This is a genomic window from Kitasatospora griseola (assembly GCF_044999035.1).
GTDB classification, from domain to species: domain Bacteria; phylum Actinomycetota; class Actinomycetes; order Streptomycetales; family Streptomycetaceae; genus Kitasatospora; species Kitasatospora griseola.
In genome coordinates, this window is sequence record NZ_CP173360.1 from 7,684,365 (window position 1) to 7,705,107 (window position 20,743).

Genomic DNA, 20,743 nt, shown 5'->3' on the forward strand with positions numbered 1-20,743 from the left:
TCATCGGGACGGGCCGGTCGCGGCGGCGGGGGTGTGCTGCGCGACGAAGGTCGTCAGGAGTTCGTTGACCTCCTTCGCACTGGTCAGGCTCGGGAAGTGACCCGCGTCGGCGAGCTCGTGGTAGTGCGAGTCGGGGATCAGGCCGTGCAGCAGGTGCGCCGTCTTCAGCGGGATGACGGTGTCGTGACGGCCCTGGAGGATCTGCGTCGGCACCGCGAGGTCCCCGAGGCGGCCCAGCAGGTCGGGCTCGGCGGCGAACACGTCCAGGTACCGCAGCCCGGTGAGCGGATCCATGCTCTCGCAGCGCAGCAGCACCTCCTCGTGCCGGGCGCGCTCGGCCGCGAACCGGGCCGAGCCGCTGCGCCGCTCGACGTTGTCGAAGTCCTCCTGGACGACGACGGCGAGCCGGTTGACCTCCTCCGAGCGGTTGCCCAGCTTGTACGAACTGCCGATCAGCGTCAGCGAGGCGGTCGTGCCGGGGTGCCGCAGGGCGAAGGTCTGGGCGACCAGTCCGCCGAACGAGGCGCCGGCGACGTGGACCTGCTCCCGGACGCCCAGTTCGTCGAGCACCCTCCGGGCCAGGTCGGCGAGGCCCGCGTAGCTGAGGTCGTCCGCCAGCGTGGTGGCGCCGACCCCGGGGTGGTGCACGACGATCACCCGGTGACGATCGGTCAGTTCGGCGAACTGCGGGCCGAACAGGCCCGCCCCGATGTTGAACGGCAGCATCATCAGCAGGACGGGGCCCTCGCCGGCGCTCCACACCTCGACCTCCCCGCCGGGCAGGCGCAGCAGGCTGTGCTCGATGTCCGGGGCGAATCCCCGCAGCACCGCCAGGGTCTCGTTGCGCGCCTCGTGGCCCTCGACCAGGGCCTCCCGGATGTCCCCGGGCACGTGCTCCGCGGGGTGGTAGTGGGCCAGCGCCGCATTGCCCGGGGCCTCGGCGTCCGGCGCCGCGAGCAGCAGGTCGCGGACGGCGCCCGGCCGGGCGAACAGCCCGGTCAGGCGGTCCGCGATGTCGTCGGCGGCCGCGTCGTCGAGACCGACCGGGACGGCGAGCCGGATCAGGCCCGCGTCCTGCGGGTCGGCGCTCAGGTGCGCGGCGGCCCGGATGCCGGTGTGCTGGTAGATCCAGGCCAGCGCGGCCGGGACGGGGTGCTCGACGCCCCGCAGCTGCGGCATCCGCGCCGTGTCGAGGAGGACGCAGTGGGTGGCGGTGCCCGGCACGACGGGCACGCCCGCGTCGGTGAGCCGCCGGTGCAGCGCGGCCACCCGGTGGACCCGCTCGCGGACGGACCGGACGGCCCACTCGCGGTCGCCCAGCGCCGCGGCGGCCAGCGCCCGGCCGGACCGGCCGACGCCCGGGCCGCGCAGGTTGACCCGCTCCCGCAGGTGGTGGGCGACCTCCGGGTCGTCGGTGGCGACGATCCCTCCGGTGTCGGTCCCGAAGTCCTTGCTCAGGCTCACGGTCGCGGCGTCGGCGAGCGCGAGGATCTCCTGCACCACGTCGAACGGGTCCCGGCCCAGGTGCTCCGGCTCCGCCTCGGCGATCACCACGGCGTTGTCCAGCGCACGGGTGGCGTCGAGGACCAGCCGTACGCCGTGACGGTCGGCCAGTTCCCGGACGGCGGTGAGGTTGGCGAGCGAGATCGCGGCCCCGCCCTGCGCGTTGGTGGAGACCTCGACGCAGCAGAACGCGATCCGGCCAGCGTGCTCGGCGAACCGGGCCGCCAGGTGCGCCAGGTCGAGGTCGCCCCGGAACGCCCCGCTCGGCGCGGTGCGCACCGCGACTGGCTCGAAGCCGTTGTCCAGCAGGCTGAAGTACCAGGTCGGGAAGACCGAGTTGTGCAGCACCACCGGTCCGCGGGTGGGCCACGACCGGCACAGGGCCGCCTCGGCGTCCCGCCCGGAAGGCGTCGGCAGCACACAGGAGAACGGCAGCAGGTCGATGCCCGCCAGGGTCTGACCGGGCGCCAGGAGGGCCGCGCGGGAGCGCAGTTGCCCGGTGCGCACGGTGGTCAGCGCCGGGGACTGCTCGGCCCAGGAGTCGGTGATCAGGTCGTACTCCACCTCGTCCGCCGGGATGTGCAGCGGGTTCCAGCCGTGCGCGGCGAGCAACCGCTCGCGCCGCGCGGCGGCCTCGTCGGCGGGGGCCGGGCGCTCCGGGACGACCGGCGCGGGTGCGGCGACGACAGGGACGGGCACGGACGCGGCCGGCGTGGGCGCGGGCGGGACGGGCGCGGGCGCGGACGCCGCCGGCGTGGGCGCGGGCGGGACGGGGGCCCCGTCCGGCCGGGGCGCGTCGACGGTCGGGTCCGCGATCATCAGGATCAGCCGGGAGACGTCGGTGCGGGCGGAGTCCGCCGGCTGGCACAGGTAGAGCGGGAGGTTGGTGGTGCGGAACTTGTTCTTGAAGCGGAAGTTGCCGTCGCCGGTGAAGATGCCCCGGGACCGCAGTTCCGCCAGGGCGGCCTCCACCTCGGGAGCGGCGTTCGGCGACTCGCAGATCTTGGCGCCGAAGCTGCCGCCGAAGCTGAAGACGGTGCTGCCCTCCGCCGCGGTCCGCTCGATGATCGCGACCACGGCGTAGTCCAGCCCGCCCAGCGGGGCGTCCTGCGGGTAGAACTCCAGGTCGAGCAGGTAGCCGGGCTCCGAGGGGATCTTCGTCACGATCACCGCGTTGACCATGCGGTCGTCGACGTAGGTGAGGAACATCCGGTGGCGCGGCTGAAGCAGGCCCCGCCCGATCTCGTCGCGGACCGTGAAGACGTAGGGGTTGACCATCTCCTTGCCCTGGCCCCACTGGTCGATCATCTCGGTGATCGCCCGGTCGGTGTCCGGGTCGGAACCCACCCGGTACTCCACCGTGCGGCAGGCCCCGGCCTTCTCGAACTTGCCGATGATGTAGCGCAGCCGCGCCATCCGGCCGCCGGCCAACGAGAACTCCGTGATGTCGTCGAGCCGTTGCAGCGCCCCGAACGGCGTCGCGGTGAACCGGACGCCGGCCTCCTGCTCCAGTCGGATCAGCGAGACGATGTTCGGGTCGATGCCGTGCGCGCGGCCGTACTCCACGTACTCCGCCGCCAGCGCGGGCATCTGCTCGGTCGGCCCGACGTAGCTCCAGGTCAGCATCGCGTCGCCGCGCCGGGAGAAGTTGAAGTACGCGGTGCGGGCGGCGCCGAGGAAGATCAGCGGGGCGATGTCCCGACCGGGCAGGCCGCCCTCGCGGCCGTACCGGTGCTCCAGGTCCGCGACGACCGCGGCGATCTCCGGCCGGTCGGCCAGCCCGGTCTTCTCGACCACCAGCGCACCGCCCCGGTACGCGCTCCGCGCCGCACCGTCCGCGGCCGCCGGCGACGGATCGGCCGTCCGGCCCGCACCGTCGCGCAGCAGCCGGGCCGCGTCCGAACCGTGCGAGCCGCCGAGCGCGACGGCCAGCTCGGCGACCGTCGGGTGGTCGAAGAGCAGCGTCTTGCGCAGCGCCCCGAACTGCTTCTCCAGCGCCGCCACGGACTTGAGCATGTCGAAGGACGTGAAGCCGTTGTCGGTGAAGGTGAGCTGCCGGTCCACCGGTCGGCCCAGCGCCTCGACCAGCGCGCCGAGCAGCAGCTCCTCCAGGTCGCCCGCGGCCGGGGCCGCCGCCCCCGGGCCCACGCTCGGAACGGCGGGCGCGGCGGGAGCGACGGGCGCAGCCGGAGCTGCGGCCACGGGCGGAGCGACGGGCGCGACGGGCGCGGTCGGGGTGGGGCCGCAGAGCGGGGCCACGAAGCCGGACAGCTTGGCGACCGTGTCGAAGTCGTACAGCTCCGCGGCCTTCAGATCGAGCGAGTAGGTGGTGTTGAGCAGCCGCGCGAGGTCCATCCGGTAGATGGAGTCGAGCCCCAGCTCGGCGAACGGGACGTCATCGCCGATGTCGGCGGCCGCGGTGCCGAGGATCGTCGCCAACTGGTCGCGCAGCAGCGTGGCGATGGCGTCGGCCCCCGGGGCGACGGCCGGGGCCGGCGACTCGGCGACGGCCCCGGCAGCGACGGGGGCAGGCGCGGGCGGCCTGGGCGCGGACACCGCCGGGGCGCTCTGCGCGGTCCGCGCGGTCGGCAGGATGAGCTTCACCTTCGGCCCCCGCCCGGCCGGCTCGGGGCCGGTCGGGCCGGTCGGGCGCTCGGCGGGGATCGACAGCACGGGGGTCTCCTTGTGGGTGTTCCGGGGCGGCTCTTCGCCGCGGGTCGCCCGGCCGGTGTCGCCGGGCCGGTGGTGCGCGGTCCGCCGCGGTTCGGCGGTGGCGCGGCCGAGGGAGTCGACCCAGTGCCGGGTGCGGGCGAACGGCGCGGACGGAAGGGACAGTCGGCCGGGGACGGGGCCGTCGGACGGCCACGACACGGCGGCGCCCTCGCACCACAGCTCCATGAGCCGGGTCGTCCCCTCGTCGCCCCGCGCCGCGGGGACGCCGCGCCGCGCGGTTCCGGCGACCACCCCGGCCGGCTGCCCGCCCGCGGCGAAGTCGGCCAGTGCGCGGGCGAGTTCGTCCCGGTCGTGCACGGACACGGCGCACCGGTGCGGGCGTTCGGCGCGACCGGTCTGCAGGGTGTGGGCCACCCGCGCGAGGTCCGCCTCCGGGTGGGCCAGCAGGTGGCGGGAGAGTCGACCCGCGTAGTCGGCCAGGTCCTCCGGGCTGCCCGCGGACAGCGGCACGACCACCGCCCGGCGGTCGTCGGCCGGGTGCTCGCCGGGTTCGTACGCCTCCAGCACGACATGGGCGTTGGAGCCGCCGAACCCGAACGAGCTGACGCCAGCGCGCCACACCGGCCGGCCGTCGGCGGTCCGGGCCGGCTCCCACGGCCGCAGCCGGTCGTTGATCCGGAACGGGGTGTCCGCCAGCCGCAGGTACGGGTTCGGCTCGGTGAAGTGCAGGTTCGCCGGGAGCATCCGGTGCCGCATGCACAGCAGGACCTTCAGCAGGCCAGCGACTCCGGCCGCGGTCTCCGTGTGGCCGATCGCGGACTTCACCGCGCCGAGCGCGATCCGCCCGTCGCCCGGCAGCAACTCGCCCCGCTCCGCGTGGAGTTGGGTGAACGCCTTCTTCAGTCCCTCGATCTCGACCGGATCCCCGAGCCGGGTGCCGGTGCCGTGCGTCTCGATGTAGCCGATGGTGTCCGGGGCCACGCCGGCCGACCGGACGGCCTCCGCGACCACGCGGGCCTGCGCCTCGGGGTTGGGCGCCGTCAGCGAGGTGGAGCGCCCGCCGTGGTTCACCGCGCTCCCGCGGATCACCGCATGGATCTGGTCCCCGTCGGCGAGGGCGCGGTCGAGGGGCTTGAGCACGACCGCGCCCACGCCCTCGCCCCGCACGTACCCGTCGGCCGCCGCGTCGAAGGTCTTGCACCGGCCGTCCTCGCTCAACATCCCCGACCCGGCGAACGACCGCAGCAGCCCCGGGGAGAGGATCGCGTTGACGCCGCCGGCGACGGCCAGTTCGCACTCGCCCTCGCGCAGGGACCGCACGGCCCGGTGCAGCGCCACCAGCGAGCTGGAGCAGGCCGTGTCGACTGCCTCGCTCGGCCCGTGCAGGTCCAGCAGGTGGGACACCCGGTTGGGGAGCACGGAGTGCGCGATCCCGGTGGCGGCGTGCGCCTCGGACGCCACGCCGCGCTCCTTTAGCAGGTCGTCGTAGTCGTGCGTGGCGACCCCGGCGAAGATGCCGGTCCGGGAGCCGGCCAGGCCGCTCGGCCGGTACCCGGCATCCTCGATCGACCGCCAGACGGCCTGGAGGAACAGGCGCTGCTGCGGGTCCATCAGCGCCGCCTCGTTCGGCGAGATGCCGAACAGGCGCGCGTCGAACGCGCTCACCGCGTCCAGGAAGCCGCCGCGCATGCCCCGGGCCACTGGGTCGGCGAGCAGCGCCGCCCGGTCCTGGTCGTCCGGCACCGGCCGGACCAGGTCGTCGCCGGCCACCAGGTGCGCCCAGAAGGCGTCCACGTCCGCCGACCCGGGGAACACCCCGGCCATGCCGATGACGGCGACGGGACCGTCGGCAGCCGCGGGCTCCGACTCCGACTCCGGCTCCGGCTCCGGCTCGACCGTCGTTGCGGCCACCGGAACCACGACCGGCTCGGGCTCCGGCTCGGGCTCGGGCTCGGGCTCCGGCTCCGACTCGGGCTCGGGCTGCGGCTGCGGAGCGGGCTCCGGCGACGCCTGCCCGGCCGACAGTTCGGCGCGGTGGTGCTCGACCAGGTAGTCGGTGAACGAGGCGATGTCCGGGCACTCGAACAGCACCGTGGGCAGCAGGTCGAGCCCGAACTGCTCGTTGACCTTGTTCACCAGCTCGGTGAGCGTGATCGAGTCGAAGCCCAGTTCCAGCAGCTCCGCGCGGGGGTCCACGTCCGACTCGTCCACCAGCAGGAACTCGGCCGCCATCAGCCGCACCCGGCGCTCGGTCGACTCCCGGACCTCCGGGTCGCCCGCGACCGGCGCCGGCGCCGCGGCGACGGCCACCGGGGCGGGCGCGGCGGTGGCGGCCTCGGGCTGTCCGGTCGACAGGCCCTCGACCACCGCGCAGCACGGCTCGCCGGCGGCGAGTGCGCGGACGAAGGCGGCGAGTGCGGCCTCCGTGCTCAGCGGCACCATGTCCCACTTGCGGGCGAACAGTTCGCGGGTGGCGTCGTCGACCGTCATCCCGCCGTCCTCCCAGAGCGGCCAGCAGACGGCCAGCGTGGTGCCGGACCGGTCCCCCGCCGTGACGAGACGGGCCCGCCGGGCGGCGAAGGCGTCGAGGAAGGCGTTGGCGTAGGCGTAGTCGGCCTGTCCGGGGTTGCCCGCCTCGGCGGACATCGAGGAGAACAGCACGAAGAAGTCCAGCGGCTGGTCGACCGTCGCCCGGTCGAGGTGCACGGTGCCGGCGACCTTCGGCCCCAGCACGGCCGCCACCTCCTCCGGGGTCTTGCGCACCGCGCGGGCGTCGCGGCTGACGCCCGCGGAGTGGATGACGCCGTGCAGCGGGCCGAACTCGGCCGTGAGGCCGGCCACCAGCGCCGAGGTCTCCTCGGGGTCGCGCAGGTCGGCGCGCCGGTACACCACTCGGGTCCTGGTCCCGGACAGCTCCTCGACGAGCCGGTCGTCGACGGCCGATCGGCCCGCGAGGACGACGGTGGCGGCCCGGTCGAGGCCAGCGAAGAAGCGCGCGAAGTGGAGGCCGATGGCTCCCGCCCCGCCGGTGATCAGGTAGGTGCCGCCGTCACGCAGGGCGAACCCGCCGGTCCCGGCGGCCTGCGGTTCGAACGGCCGCAGCTCCTTGACCCGCCGCACCCCGTCGCGGTGGTCGACGTCCTGGGCGCCCGCCCGGGCGTTCAGCAGTTCCTCGACGATCCGGTCGGCGTGCTCGGGGCCGGGCCGGCCGCCGGGCAGAGCGAGCCGCACCCCGCGGAACCGGCTGTGCTCCAGGGCGAGGGTGCGCAGCGTCCCGCCGACGGCGCAGTCGAGCGGGTCGACGTCCTCGGGCGTGCCGGTGTGGGCGTACAGCACCGTCAGGCGCGGCTGTTCGGGCCGCCGCAGCACCGCGACGCTCGACCAGAGCACCGCGGGCAGGGCGGTATCGGCGGCGTCCGGGCCCGGCAGCGGCCGGGGGGCGGCCAGGTGCACGATCGCGTCGGGCACCGGGCCGCGCGCCGCGAGGTCCGCGACGAGCTGCTCGTACGAGCTCGGGTCGGCGGTGCGCAGCAGGTATCCGCCGTCCTCGGTGCGGGCGAAGCCCTCGCCCTCGGCGACCGTCACGGCGGTGGCGCCCAGTGCGGCGAGTCGCTCGACCAGCGCCTGCCGGGCGGCGCCGTCCTCGGCGTGCACCAGGACGGTGCGCGGCATGGACGGGTCGGCGGCGAGCGGGGCCGGCTCCCAGACCGGGCGCAGGTACCTGGTCCGGGTCGGGGCGGTCGCGCGGACGGCGGGCGCCGCCGACCCGCCGGTCACGGCGGCGGCCGTCGGGGCCTCGTCGACGGGCCGGTCCGCCGACCGGGGGGCGATCTCCAGGCCGTCGAGGGCCGCGAGGACCCGGCCGTCGCCGTCCGTCAGCCGGATGTCGAAGCGCCGGTGGCCGTTGCGGCGGCCCTCCGGCGTCACCTCGCTCACCCGGGCCCAGCAGTCCATGGGCAGGGCGCCGTGGGCGCGCAGCTCCGCGATGCCGACCGGCAGGTAGCCGGACTCCTCCTCGCAGAGCACCGAGACGACCTGCAGCGCGCCGTCGAGCAGCGTGGGCGGCAGCACGAACCGGAGCGTGCTCTGGCGGGTCTGCTGGGCACTCGCGAGCCGGGCCAGGGCCTCGCCGTCGCCGATCCACAGTTCGGCCACCACTCGCAGCGGGCGGCCGTAGCTCAGGCCGCCGCGGGAGAACGCCTCGTAGAAGTCCTTGGCGGACCGCCGCTCCCCGCACCGGCGGCGCACGGCCGCCAGGTCCAGGGCCGGGTCGGCCGTGGCCTGCGGGTCGTTCGCCAGCACGCCCCGGGCGGCCGTGCGGAAGCCGTCCGCCGCGGGCACGGAGAGCTGGAACGCGGTCGCCCCGGTCTCCTGCTGCGGGGTGAGCGCCACCCGGACCCGGTCCACGCCCGCGTCGAGATCGACCGGGGAGAGCCACCGGATCCCGGTCATCCGCAGCGGGAAGTCGTCCACGCCGGGCATCGCCCCGCGCGCCACCTCCAGCAGGCCGACACCGGGGACGCAGCGGGCTCCGTCGATCCGGTGGTGCCGCGCGATGTCGATCGCCGGGTGGGTGACCGGCCGCTCGACCACGGTCGGCTGGTCACTGTCCACCGTTGCCTCCTGTCGTGGGTGCTCCGCCTGCTGGGTGTGCTCGGGCCGCGGCGCGGGCCCGGTGGGCTCGGCCTTGTCGACGGGCCCGGTGGGCTCCGCCTCGTCGACGGCCCCGGTGGGCTCGGCCTCGCCGCCGGGCCCGGCCTCCGTCTGCGGTTCCGGTGGGCCCGCCGGCCGGGCCGCCTCGGTGATCCAGTGCCGCCGACGCTCGAACGGGTAGGTGGGGAACGCCGCCTTGCGCGCCCCGTCGGCGGCGCCGAACGCGTGCCAGTCGACGGGCACGCCGCGCACCCAGTCCCGCGCGGGGTCCTCCGAGGGGCCGTCGGACGTCGCGCCCTTGGCCGCCGTCCCGCTGACGAACCCGCCGTCGGCGAGGTCGCCGGTCGCGAACCGCCGCAGCCCTGCGGCGATCGCGGCGTGGTCGGCGCCCGTCACGGCGAGCCGTTCGGGCAGCTCGCGGCGGCCCGTCCGGCTGGTCGAGGCCAGGTCGCGCAGCGGGGCGGCCAGGCCGGCCGGGCTCTCCAGGAAGTCCGCGACCTGCTCGGCGTGGGTGCGCAGCGCGTCCCGGCTCAGCGCCGACAGCAGGAACACCTGCTGCTCCGCCGCACCAACCGCAGTCGCACCGTCGGCGCCGTCCGGGCCGGACGGGACGTACTCCTCCAGGATCATGTGGACGTTCGCTCCTCCTGCTCCGAACGAGCTGATTCCCGCGCGGAGCGGCCAGGTCCGCTCGCCCGTGCCGAGGTCGGCGACCGGCCGCTCCCAGGGCGTCGCGGTGCGCTGCGGCCGGAACGGCGAACCCTCGAAGCGGATCTTCGGGTTGACCGTGTCCAGATTGATCGTCGGCGCGAGGGTGCGGTGCTTGAACTGGAGCAGCACCTTGGCGAGTGCGGCGATGCCGGCCGCACCCTCCAGGTGGCCGATGTTGGACTTGACCGATCCGACGGCGCAGAAGTCCGGGTCCGTCACGCCGAGCGAGCGGAACGCGCGGGTGAGGCCCGCCACCTCGATCGGGTCGCCCAGCGCCGTCCCCGTCCCGTGCGCCTCGACGTAGGACACCGTCCGCGGGTGGACGCCGGACCGGCGCAGCGTCTCCTCGATGAGCTGCGCCTGGGCGTTGGGGTTGGGCACGGTGTAGCCGCTGACCTTGCCCCCGGCGTTGCTCAGGCTGCCCTTGACGACGGCCCAGATGGTGTCGCCGTCGGCCTCGGCCTGCTCGACCGGCTTCAGCAGCACCGCCCCGACGCCTTCGCCCGGCACGAAGCCGTCCGCGTCGGCGTCGAAGACCCGGCAGCCGTCGCCGGTCGCCAGCATGTTCCGGGCGGCGAGCGCGGCGAAGTGCGCGGGGTGGAGGATCAGGTTGACCCCGCCGGCGATCGCCTGCCGGCACTCGCCGCGGCGCAGGCTCTCGCACGCCAGGTGGACCGCAGTGAGCGCGGACGAGCAGGCGCTGTCCACCGCGAAGCTCGGCCCCTGGAGGTCGAAGGTGTACGACACCCGGTTGGCCATCGACCAGAACGCGGAGTGCCCGGTCGCGTAGCGGCCCTCCGGCCAGTCCGCGGCGGCGGCGAGGAGTCCGTACTCGCCGTACATCACGCCCGCGAAGACACCGGTACTCGGCTGCCTGGTCCGCTCGCCGAGGTGGCCGGTGGTCTCCAGCAGCTCCCAGCAGGTCTCCAGGAACAGCCGCTCCTGGGGGTCGATGTCGTTGGCCTCCCGCGGCAGGATGCCGAAGAGCGGCGCGTCGAAGGCGTCGACGTCGTCGAGGAAGCCGCCCCAGCGGTTGTACGTCCGGTGCTTGACGCCCTTGCGCTCGTCGAAGTGGGGTCGCCAGTCCCAGCGCTTCTCCGGGATCTCGGTGATGCAGCTGCGGCCCTGCGACAGGTTGGCCCAGAAGGTGTCCAGGTCGGGCGAGGCCGGGAACCGGCCGGCGACCCCGATGATCGCGATGTCGCCGGAGCGGGCCGGCGCGACCGGCACGGCGGGGGGCTCCACGGCGGCGGGTTCGGGGGCGGCGGGCTCGGAGACCTGGAGCGGCTCCGGCTCCGGCTCGGGCTCTCGCTCAAGCACAGGCTCCGGCTCGGGCTCTTGCTCAAGCACAGGCTCCGGCTCGAACGCAGGCTCCGGGGCAGCTCCCACCGGGATGCGGTCGCCGTACTCCGCCAGGAGGTGCGCGGCGAGCTGATCGATTGTCATGTGCTCGAACAGCAACGTCGCGGGCAGATCGCCCAGGTCCTGCTCGAACCGGTCGATGATGTTCAGACTCACCAACGAGTCGACCCCGAAGTTCTCGAACGTCGCCGACGGCTCCAGACCCGCCACCGGCGTCTTCAACACCTCCGAGAACACCCCCGCCACATACCCCCGCACCGCCGCCGCCACGTCGCCCCCCGCAGCAGCAGGAGCCGCCTCGGGCTTCGCGACCACGATCAGGGACTGGGCCGACTCGCCCGCCGCCGCTCCCGGGACACCGTGCGTGCGCACCGTTGCGAGGTCCGCGGATTCGGCGGTCCGCGCCCACTGCTCCGGGCTCAGCAGCGGCGAGTGCGGCAGTCGGCGCTCGCCGTCCTCGTACATCCACCAGCCGGTGGTGAGGCCGAAGGTGAGGGTGAGGAAGTCGGAGAACCGGGTGATCTCGTTGACCAGGGCGATCCCGCCGGGACGCAGCAGCGTGCCGATGTTCGCCATCGTCCGCTCGATGTCGGGGGTGGCGTGCAGGACGTGCGTGCCGAACACGACGTCGAAGTCGGCGGCCTCGAAGCCCTGGGCGAGCGGGTCCTTGGAGATGTCCAGGGTCCGGAACGACATGAAGGGGTGTGCGCGCTCGAACTCCCGCTCGCCGTGCCGCAGGAACGCCGGGGAGATGTCCGTGTAGACGTAGTGGACGCCGTCGCCGCCGAGTTCGCCGCAGGCGGGGAGCACGGTCGCGGAACTCGATCCCGTGCCCGCGCCGATCTCCAGCACCCGTGCCGGGCGGCCGGTCCGTTCGTACGCCCGGCGGGCGGCGGCGGCGACCTCCTCGGCCAGCGTCCGGTTGAAGTGGTCGGCGATGGGCTGGCCCTTGTAGATCGGTTCGACGAGCGCGACCGAGCCCTTGGGGAACAGCACGTCCATGGGGTTGCGCCGCCCCGCGAGGACCTCGGGGAGGGCCTCGCAGCAGCGCCCGACCAGGTGGACGTGCCCGGCCATCTCCGGGTGGCGCAGGGCCAGTTCGGCACCTGCGCCGTCCGGGCCGGGTCGGCCGGCCTCGGCCGTGAACTCGACGGTCGCGCCGTGCATCCGGACGGCGCCGTCGGCGCGGGCGATGTCGAGCACGGCGTCCAGCAGCCTCCGGTGCCGTTCCACCACGCCGATCCGCGCCGCCAGTTCGGCGACCGGTACCCGGGTGCCGGCGGCGGGTCGGCCCGCCATCCGGTGCAGCACGGTGCGCAGCAGGTCGCGGCTGTACGCCTCGACCTCGGCGAACGCCTCCCGCGCGCGGTTCAGGACGGCGGGATCGGCGCCGGCCGGCCGGGGGGCCGGGGCCTCTACGGGCAGTGGCCGGACCGCGGGGGCCGTCGGGGCCGCGGCGCCGGCGGGCGCGAGCAGCCCGGTCAGCCGTTCGCCGTGCTCCGCCACGAGGTGGGCGGCGAGCTGATCGATCGTCATGTGCTCGAACAGCAACGTCGCGGGCAGATCGCCCAGGTCCTGCTCGAACCGGTCGATGATGTTCAGACTCACCAACGAGTCGACCCCGAAGTTCTCGAACGTCGCCGACGGCTCCAGACCCGCCACCGGCGTCTTCAACACCTCCGAGAACACCCCCGCCACATACCCCCGCACCGCCGCCACCGCGACGCCCCCCGCAGCAGCAGGAGCGGCCGACGGGGCCTCGGACGCGGCGGGCTGCACGGCCTCGGTCCGGGTCCGGCTCGCGTCGCCGGTCACGTGGATGCCCATGGCGGGCAGTGCGACGCGGTCGGCCTTCATCGCCAGGGTCTGCGGCAGCCGCGCGCCGATGACCCGGCGCAGCACCGCCATGCCTTCGGCGGGCTCGATCGAACCGATGCCCAGCTTCGCGAACGCCTCGCGCATCCGCTGGTTGGCGACGGCGCCGACGCTCCCCCAGAAGCCCCAGTTGACGACCGAGACGGGGTACGGGCGCTGCCGGTCCAGCCACTGGACGTAGGCGTCCTCGAAGGTGCTCGCGGCGGCGTAGTTGGCCTGCCCGCCCGCCTCGACGAAGGAGACGGCCGAGGAGAAGACCAGCATGAAGTCCAGCGGCCGGTCGCCGAGGACCCGGGCGAAGGCGGTGATCCCGGCGACCTTGGGGGCGAGGCCCGCGGTGAACGCGGCCTCGTCCATGTTGGCGATCGTGCGGTCCTGGAGGTCCAGGGCGGCGTGGATCGCGCCATGGACGGCGCCGAACTCCGCCACGGCCCGGGCCGTGGCGCGCCGCAGGGCGGCCTCGTCGGCGACGTCCGCCTGCAGGTACAGGGCCCGGCCGCCGAGCGCGGCGATCTCCGCGGCCTTGGCCTCGTGGTCCGGCCCCTGCGGGCTGCGGCCGAGCCAGACCAGCCGGGCCTGCGCGATCCGGGCCAGCAGGCGGCTGAGCGCGAAGCCGATGCCGCCCGCGCCGCCCGCGATCACGTACACGCCCTGCTGCCGGAACGGCGCGGCGCCCTCGGGCGCGGGCAGTCGCACCGGGTCGAAGGTGCGTTCCAGCCGCCGGTCGCCGCGCAGCAGCACCAGCGGTTCCGTGCCGGGCTCCGCCGCGATCCGGTCGGCGGTCCGGGCCGGGTCGCGGCGGCCGGCGCCGACGTCGACGCAGGAGACCCGCCAGCGCGGGCACTCGGACGCGACCGCCCGGGCGATGCCGAGCAGTCCGGCGGCGTGCGGCACGATCGGGTCGTCCGCGTCGGCCGGGACGGCGCCCGCGGTGACGATCCGCAGTTCCAGCCGGTCCCGGGTGCGTCCGGCCGCGATGAGGCGCTTGACCAGCCGGAACAGGGCGAGCGCGGTGCCGTCCCGCTCGGGGTCGACGCCGGGCGTCCCGGTCCGGGCGACGAAGTGGATCGCGTCCAGCGGGGCGTCGAGCGGGGCGAGGTCGGCCTCGCCCGCGTCGGGGAGCGCCACGGTGACGGCGGCGCCGGTGCGGGCCGCAAGGGCGTCGGCGAGGTCCGCCGCGTCGGCGGTGTGCACCACGGCGGCGCGCCGCCCCGGGGCCTCGACGGCGGCCCGGCCGGCCGGGGCCGCCTCGCGCCAGACCGGGCGGTACGTCATCTCGTCGGCCGGGTTGTTCCGGGCCCGCAGCGAGAGTCCTTCGTAGCGCACGCACACCCGCCCCGAGGCGTCGGCGAGCCGCACCCGGTAGCGCTGCCGGCCGGCCCGTTCGACGTGGGCCCAGACGGGCACGGCGCCGGGCGTCAGGACGGTGACGGTGTCGACGGCGAACGGCACGAGGATCGCGTCGTTGCCGGCCTCCAGCGCGGCGACCAGCTGCTGGGCGCCGTCGAGCAGGGACGGGTCGAGCAGGAAGCCGGGCCGCGCCGGGGCCTCGGTGAAGCGGCCCAGCGCCTCGTTCCCGTTGAAGGAGATCCTCGCCAGGACGCGGAAGGAGGTGCCGTACTCGATCCCGGCGGAGCGGAAGTCCTGGTAGAAGCGTTCGGCGGGCACCTCGCCCGGGCAGCGCCCGGCGATCGCGGCCAGGTCGAGGACCTCGTCCCGGTCCGCCCCGGCCGGAACGGACAGGCCGCCGCGGACGTACGGCTCCGGCGAGTCGCCGGCGCCGATCTGGAACCCGTGTCCGTCCTCGGTCGCGGTGATCCGGACCTTGAGGTCCGCGGCCGCCGCCGGGTCGACCAGTCGCAGCCAGCGCACACCGGTCAGTTCGAGCGGCCCCGAAAGTCCGCAGGCCCGCGCCGACGCGGCCGCCAGATCGAGGCTCGCGGCGCCCGGGAGGACCGGCCCGCCGCCCACCCGGTGGTGGTCCAGCAGCCAGTGGTCCGCCGGGACGCCGACCTCGAACAGCGCGCCCGCGCCGGTTCCGGGGCTGCCGACGGGCGCGCCGACGAACGGGTGCCGGTCGTCGGCCGGGGCCTGCGGCAGCTCGACCCAGTGCCGGTCGTCGGCGAACGGGTAGGCGGGCAGCGGCACCCGGCGGGCGCCGCTGCCTTCGAACAGCCCGGACCAGTCGGGGTCCTGCCCGGAGACGTAGGCCCGGGCCAGGCGTTCCAGCTCCGACCGGCGCCCGGACCCGCCCGGGGCCTGCTCCGCACCGGCCGCGCCGCCCCGGAAGCAGCCGGCGGGCAGGCCGCCGCCCGCGGCCTCGGCCAGCCGCTGCCCCAGTGCGGCGAGGTCGTCGGCGACGAAGGCGATCCGGACCGGCCAGTGGCTGCGGCCGACCGCGAGGGTGAACGCGACATCCCGCAGCGACAGGTCGCCGGTGAGCGCCGCGGACAGCCGGGCCAGGGCCCGGCCCAGCGCCGCCTCGTCGCGGGCCGACACCACGACCAGGTGGTCGCCGTCCGGCTGCTGCGGCGGCGCCGGAAGGCGGGGCGCCTCGGCGATCACCGCGTGCGCGTTGGTGCCGCTGAAGCCGAAGCTGCTGACGGTCGCCATCCGCACGCCCTGCGCGCCCGGCTGCCAGGGCCGACGCTCGGGCACCACGAAGAAGGGGCTGCTCTCCAGCCCCGTCTTGGGGTTGGGGGCGTCGAAGGCCGGCGCGGGCGGGAGCTCGCCGTGGCGCAGCGCGAGCAGGACCTTGAGCAGCCCGGCGACGCCCGCGGCCATGGTGGTGTGGCCGATGTTGGCCTTGACCGTGCCGAGGGCGCAGTAGCCGACCCGGTCGGTGGTGCGCCGGAAGACCTCGGTCAGCGCCTTGACCTCGATGGGGTCGCCGAGCGGGGTGCCGGTGCCGTGGGCCTCGACGTAGCCGATGTCCTCGGCGGTCACTCCGGCGCGTTCGTGCACCTCGGCGATCAGCGCGGCCTGCGACCGGGCGCTGGGCGCGGTGATGCCGTTGGTCCGGCCGTCGCCGTTGATGCCGGTCGCCCGGATGACGCCGTGGATGTGGTCGCCGTCGGCGATCGCCCGGTCGAGGCGCTTGAGGACGACGCAGCCGACGCCCTCGCCCAGCACCGTTCCGTCGGCCGCCGCGTCGAAGGGCAGGCACTGCCCGAGCGGCGAGAGCATGCCGACCTTGCTGGCGCGGATGTGCAGTTGCGGGGTCACCATCAGGGCCACGCCGCCGGCCACCGCCATCGAGCACTCGCCGCGCCGGATGCTCTCGGCGGCGAGGTGGACGGCCACCAGCGAGGAGGAGCAGGCGGTGTCGACGGCCATGGTGGGCCCGACGAGGTTCAGCAGGTAGCCGATCCGCGCGGGCATGATCGAGCTGGTCGTCCCGAGGAACGCGTGTCCGCTGTCCGCCTGCCCGGCCTCGGCGAGCAGCAGGCTGTAGTCGCCGGGCGCACAGCCGACGAACACGCCGCAGCGGGTGCGTTCCGCGGAGTGGACGGCGTGGCCGGCGTCGTCCAGCGCCGCCCAGGCCTGCTGGAGGAACAGCCGCTGCTGCGGGTCCATCACCTCGGCCTCGAGCGGCGAGATGTTGAACAGCGCGGCGTCGAAGCGGTCGACGTCGGGCAGCATCGCCGCGGCCTTGGTGTAGGTCCGGCCGGGAACCCGCCGGTCGGGGTCGTAGACCGGGTCGACGGCCCAGCGCCCGCGCGGGACTTCGGCGAAGCTGTGGCGGCCGGCCACGATGTTCGCCCAGAACTCGTCGAGGTTCTCGGCGCCGGGGAAGCGGCCCGACATGCCGATGACGGCGATGTCGTCGCGCGACGGCGACGGCGCCGGTTCCTCGGCGGGGGCGGGCGCCGGAGCGGTCCGGTCCGCGGTGAGGAGGTGCTCGGCCAGGCGCGGCACCGTCGGGTGGTCGAAGAGCGCGACCGGGTCGACGGTCAGCCCGAAGCGTTCGCCCAGCCGCTGGGTCATCCGGACCGCGCCGACCGACTCCAGGCCCATCTCGTGGAAGCTCTGCCGGGCGTCGATCTCGTGGCGCTCCAGGTAGAGCTCGGCGCAGAGGGCGTCCTCGACGGCCCGCACCACCTCGTCGCGGTCGAGTCCGGGGAGCGGAGCCGGCCGCGGCTCGACGACGGGCGCGGCGGCAGGCACGACGGCGTCCGCCGGGCGGGCGGGCGCCGGAACGGTCGTTCGCTGCTGCTCCTGCTGCCACTCGCCCAGCCAGTACCGCTGCTCGTTGAACGGCTGCACGGGCAGCGGGACCCGCCGGGGCCGGCGGGCCGCCGCGGTGTCGTGGCAGGCCTCCCACGGCAGGTCGGCGCCGGCGGCCCAGTTCCGGGCCACCTCGTGCAGGTCGCCCGCGCGGTGGAGCTCGACCAGCCGGTCGGGCGCGGGGGCCGGGTGGTCGGTGCGCCGTTCCCCGTCGCCGGTGAAGCGGTTCCGGCCGGCGTCGTGGCCGTCGAGGTGGTCGGCCAGCTCGCGCCGCAGCCCGTCCAGGCCGGTGGCCACGACGGCGAGCCGCACCGGCAGCGCCACCCGGCCGGTCTGGAGGGTGAAGGCGACGTCCGCGGCCGGGGGCAGTCCCCGCGTACCGCCGGCACGCGGGGCGAGGTTCGCGGCGAGGTCGACGATCGTGGCGTCGCCCGTGAAGGGGGTTGCCGCGGCGGGCAGCCGGTCCCCGAGGCTCCGGGTCAGCCCGGCCAGGCCGACGCGGTCCACGCCGAGGTCGACCAGGGTCTCCCGCGGGTCGATCGCGCTGTCCGGGACTCCGAGGATCCGGGCCACCTCCGCGGTGACCAGGGCGGTCGCCCCGCTGTCGGCGCCGCTGTCCGGCGCGCCCTCCAGGTGGCTCAGGTGCCGGCGCAGGGTGGCCCGCAGGGTCTCCTCGTCCCGCGCGGAGAACACGAAGACCTGCGGCCGCTCGCCGCCCGGCCCGGGGGCGTCAGCGGGCGGTGCGCTCTCCAGCAGCAGGTGGGCGTTGGCGCCGCCCGCGCCGAACGCGGAGACGCCGGCCCGCAGCACGTCGCAGCCCGGGGCGGGCGTCCACGGCGCGGCCGTCCGCTGGACGTGGAAGGGGGTGTCGGAGAAGTCGATGTGCGGGTTGAGCCGCTCGGCGTGGAGCGAGGGCGCCAGCCGGCGGTGCTTCATCTGCAGCAGCACCTTGGTGACGGCGGCGATGCCGGCGGCGCTCTCCAGGTGGCCGATGGCGGACTTCACCGAGCCGACCGCGCAGCTGCCGGGGGCAAGTCCGGCGTCGGCGAAGGCGCTGCGCAGCCCCTCGATCTCGATCGGGTCGCCCAGGCTGGTGCCGGTGCCGTGCGCCTCGATGCAGCCGATGGTCGCCGGGTCGAGGCCCGAGCCGTCCACGGCGTCCCGGATCAGCGCGGCCTGCGCGGCGGGGCTGGGGACGGTGAAGCCGCTGGTGCGGCCGGAGTGGTTGAGCGAGGACCCGCGGATGACGGCGTACACGAAGTCGCCGTCGGCGAGGGCCCGGGACAGCGGCTTGAGGACCACGGCGCCGACGCCCTCGCCGGGCACGTATCCGGTGCCGTCCGCGCCGAAGCTGCGGCAGCGGCCGTCCTCGGAGAGGAACCGGCCCTCGGCGAGCTGGAGGTACTTCTGCGGATGCACGGCGACGTTGACGCCGCCCGCCACGGCGGCGGCGCACTCGCCGCGGCGCAGGCTCTCGACGGCCAGGTGGATCGCCGTCAGCGAGGAGGAGCAGGCCGTGTCGACGGCCATGCTCGGGCCCTTGAAGTCGAGGCAGTACGAGACCCGGTTGGCCACCGAGCAGTGCAGCGCGGTCGGGTTCACGCCGCTGCGCGGGTCGGTGAGCAGCTGGTAGTGGCTCCACATGACGCCGGCGAAGACGCCGACCCTGCCGCCGGCCAGCGTGTCCGGCCGGTAGCCGGCGTCCTCGACGGCCCGCCAGCTGGTGGTGAGGAACAGCCGCTCCTGGGGGTCCATCCGCTCGGCCTCCCGGCGGGAGATCCCGAAGAAGGCCGCGTCGAAGCGGTCGACGCCGTCCAGGAAGCCGCCCCAGCGGCTGTAGGTGCGGCCCGCCTCGCCCTTCTCCTCGGCGAAGAACGCCTCGTGGTCCCAGCGGTCGGCGGGTACCTCGGTGACGCAGTCGCGGCCCTCGGCGAGGTTGCGCCAGAACGCGTCGAGGTCCTCGGCGCCGGGGTAGCGCCCGGCCACGCCGATGATCGCCACGGGTTCGTCGGCGGGCTGCGGGCGGCCGGCCTCGCGGGTCGGTGCGGACGCGGGGGCCGGCGCCCGGAACAGTGCGGCGACCCGGCCGGGTTCGCCGTACGGCAGCACCAGCCTGGCGTCCCCGCCGGCGAGCGCGCCCAGCAGGGCGTCCAGGCCGAGTTCGGTGGGGAGCGGGTGGAGGCCGGTGTCGGCGGCGGCGCGGCGCAGCGCGTCGTCCGCGACCTGCATCCCGCCGTCGGCCCAGTACGGCCAGCCCAGTGCGACGGTGACGCCCGGGCGGTCGCGGCGCGCGGAGCGCCGTTCGGCGAAGTGCTCCAGGTGGGCGTTGGCGTAGGCGTAGTCGCTCTGCCCGGGGTTGGGCAGAGTCGCCGACACCGAGGAGAACAGGGCGAAGAAGTCCAGTTCGTCCTGTGCGGTGGCGGCGTCGAGGTTGCGCGTTCCGCGGACCTTCGCGGCGAGCACCTCGGCGACGTCCGTCCCGTCCTTGCGGAAGAACATGCCGTCCCGGACGGTGCCGGCGCAGTGGAACACCCCGTCGATCCGGCCGAACCGGGCCCGGGCGGCGGCGGTCACCGCGGCGGCGTCCGCCGGGCGGGCGATGTCGCCGGGCAGGTACTCGACCTCGGCGCCCAGGGCGCGCCAGTCGCGGATCCGTTCGGCGAGGGCGGCGCTCGGCGCGCTGCGGCCGGTGAGCACCAGGCGCGCGCGGAGGTCCCGGGCCAGGCGGCCGGCGAGCAGGACGCCGAGGCCGCCGGCCCCGCCGGTGATCAGGTAGACGCCGCGCTCGCGCAGCGGGGCGGGCGCCGGGCCGGCGGCGGGCAACAGGCGCTGCTCGTGGCGGACGGCCTCCCGGACGGCCCCGCGGTGGCGGACCTCGGACTCGTCGGAGCGCGTCCGGGCCTCGGCCAGCACGATCTCCGCGAGCCGGTCCGCGCCGAGGTGGCGGTCGTACCCCACGGCCCGGCAGCGCAGCGCGGCCGCCTCGGCGGTGACGGTCCGGGCGAAGGCCGCGATCGCGGCCTCCTCCGGGCGGGCCGTCCCGTCCGGGGCGGCCTCGTGCAGGAGGAGCAGGGCGACGGGTTCGGTGGGGCGGGTGCCGATGACGGCGGTGGCCAGCGCCGAGCATTCGCGGTGGGCGGTCGGGACGGCGTCCCGGTCGTCGTCGGCGGCCGGCCCGGCGAACCGGACGTACCCGGCCGGCGCTTCACCGGTGGCCGTCAACTCGGCGCACAGCAGGTCGAGTTGGCCCCGCTCGGCCGGGTCGAGGCGGTAGTGCCCGGCGGACACCCGGGCGAAGCGGTCGGCCCGCTCGACGCGCACCGTGCGGCGGCCGCCGGCGAGCCGTCCGACCTCGGCGGCGAGCGCGGCGTCCGCGCCGATCAGGACCAGGGCGCCCCGGCCGCCGTCCGCGGCCGCGGCGGGCGCGGCGGACCAGACGGGGCGGTAACAGTGCAGCGCGGGGGCCTCGGCCGGGAGGGTCTGCTGCGCCGGCCCGGCGGCGGCCGGGGTCGGGCGGCCGGCCGGGGGGTGGCTCCGGTCCAGGTGCGCGGCGAGGGAGTCGATGTCGGAGAACTCGAAGAGCAGCGTCGGGTAGAGCGGCGAGCCGACCAGGTCCTCCAGCTCCCGGCTCATCTCCAGCATGTGCCCGGAGTCCAGGCCCAGGTCGTAGAACCCGGACCCGGTGGCGACGTCCTCGGGCCGCCGGCCGAGCCGGGCCGCGACCATGGCGCGCAGGTGG

At 75.7% G+C, this 20,743-nt stretch carries 1 protein-coding gene (running past one end of the window); it reads right to left on the bottom strand.

Annotation, left to right across the window (positions count from 1 at the left end; translation table 11 throughout):
- Positions 1–20,743: the 3' portion of an SDR family NAD(P)-dependent oxidoreductase gene (locus ACI1MP_RS34400; RefSeq protein WP_404870411.1), read on the bottom strand. 950 nt of this gene lie beyond the right edge of the window; the window shows 20,743 of its 21,693 coding nt (coding positions 951–21,693); the start codon falls outside the window, past its right edge — the gene reads right to left on this strand; it ends in the stop codon at positions 1–3.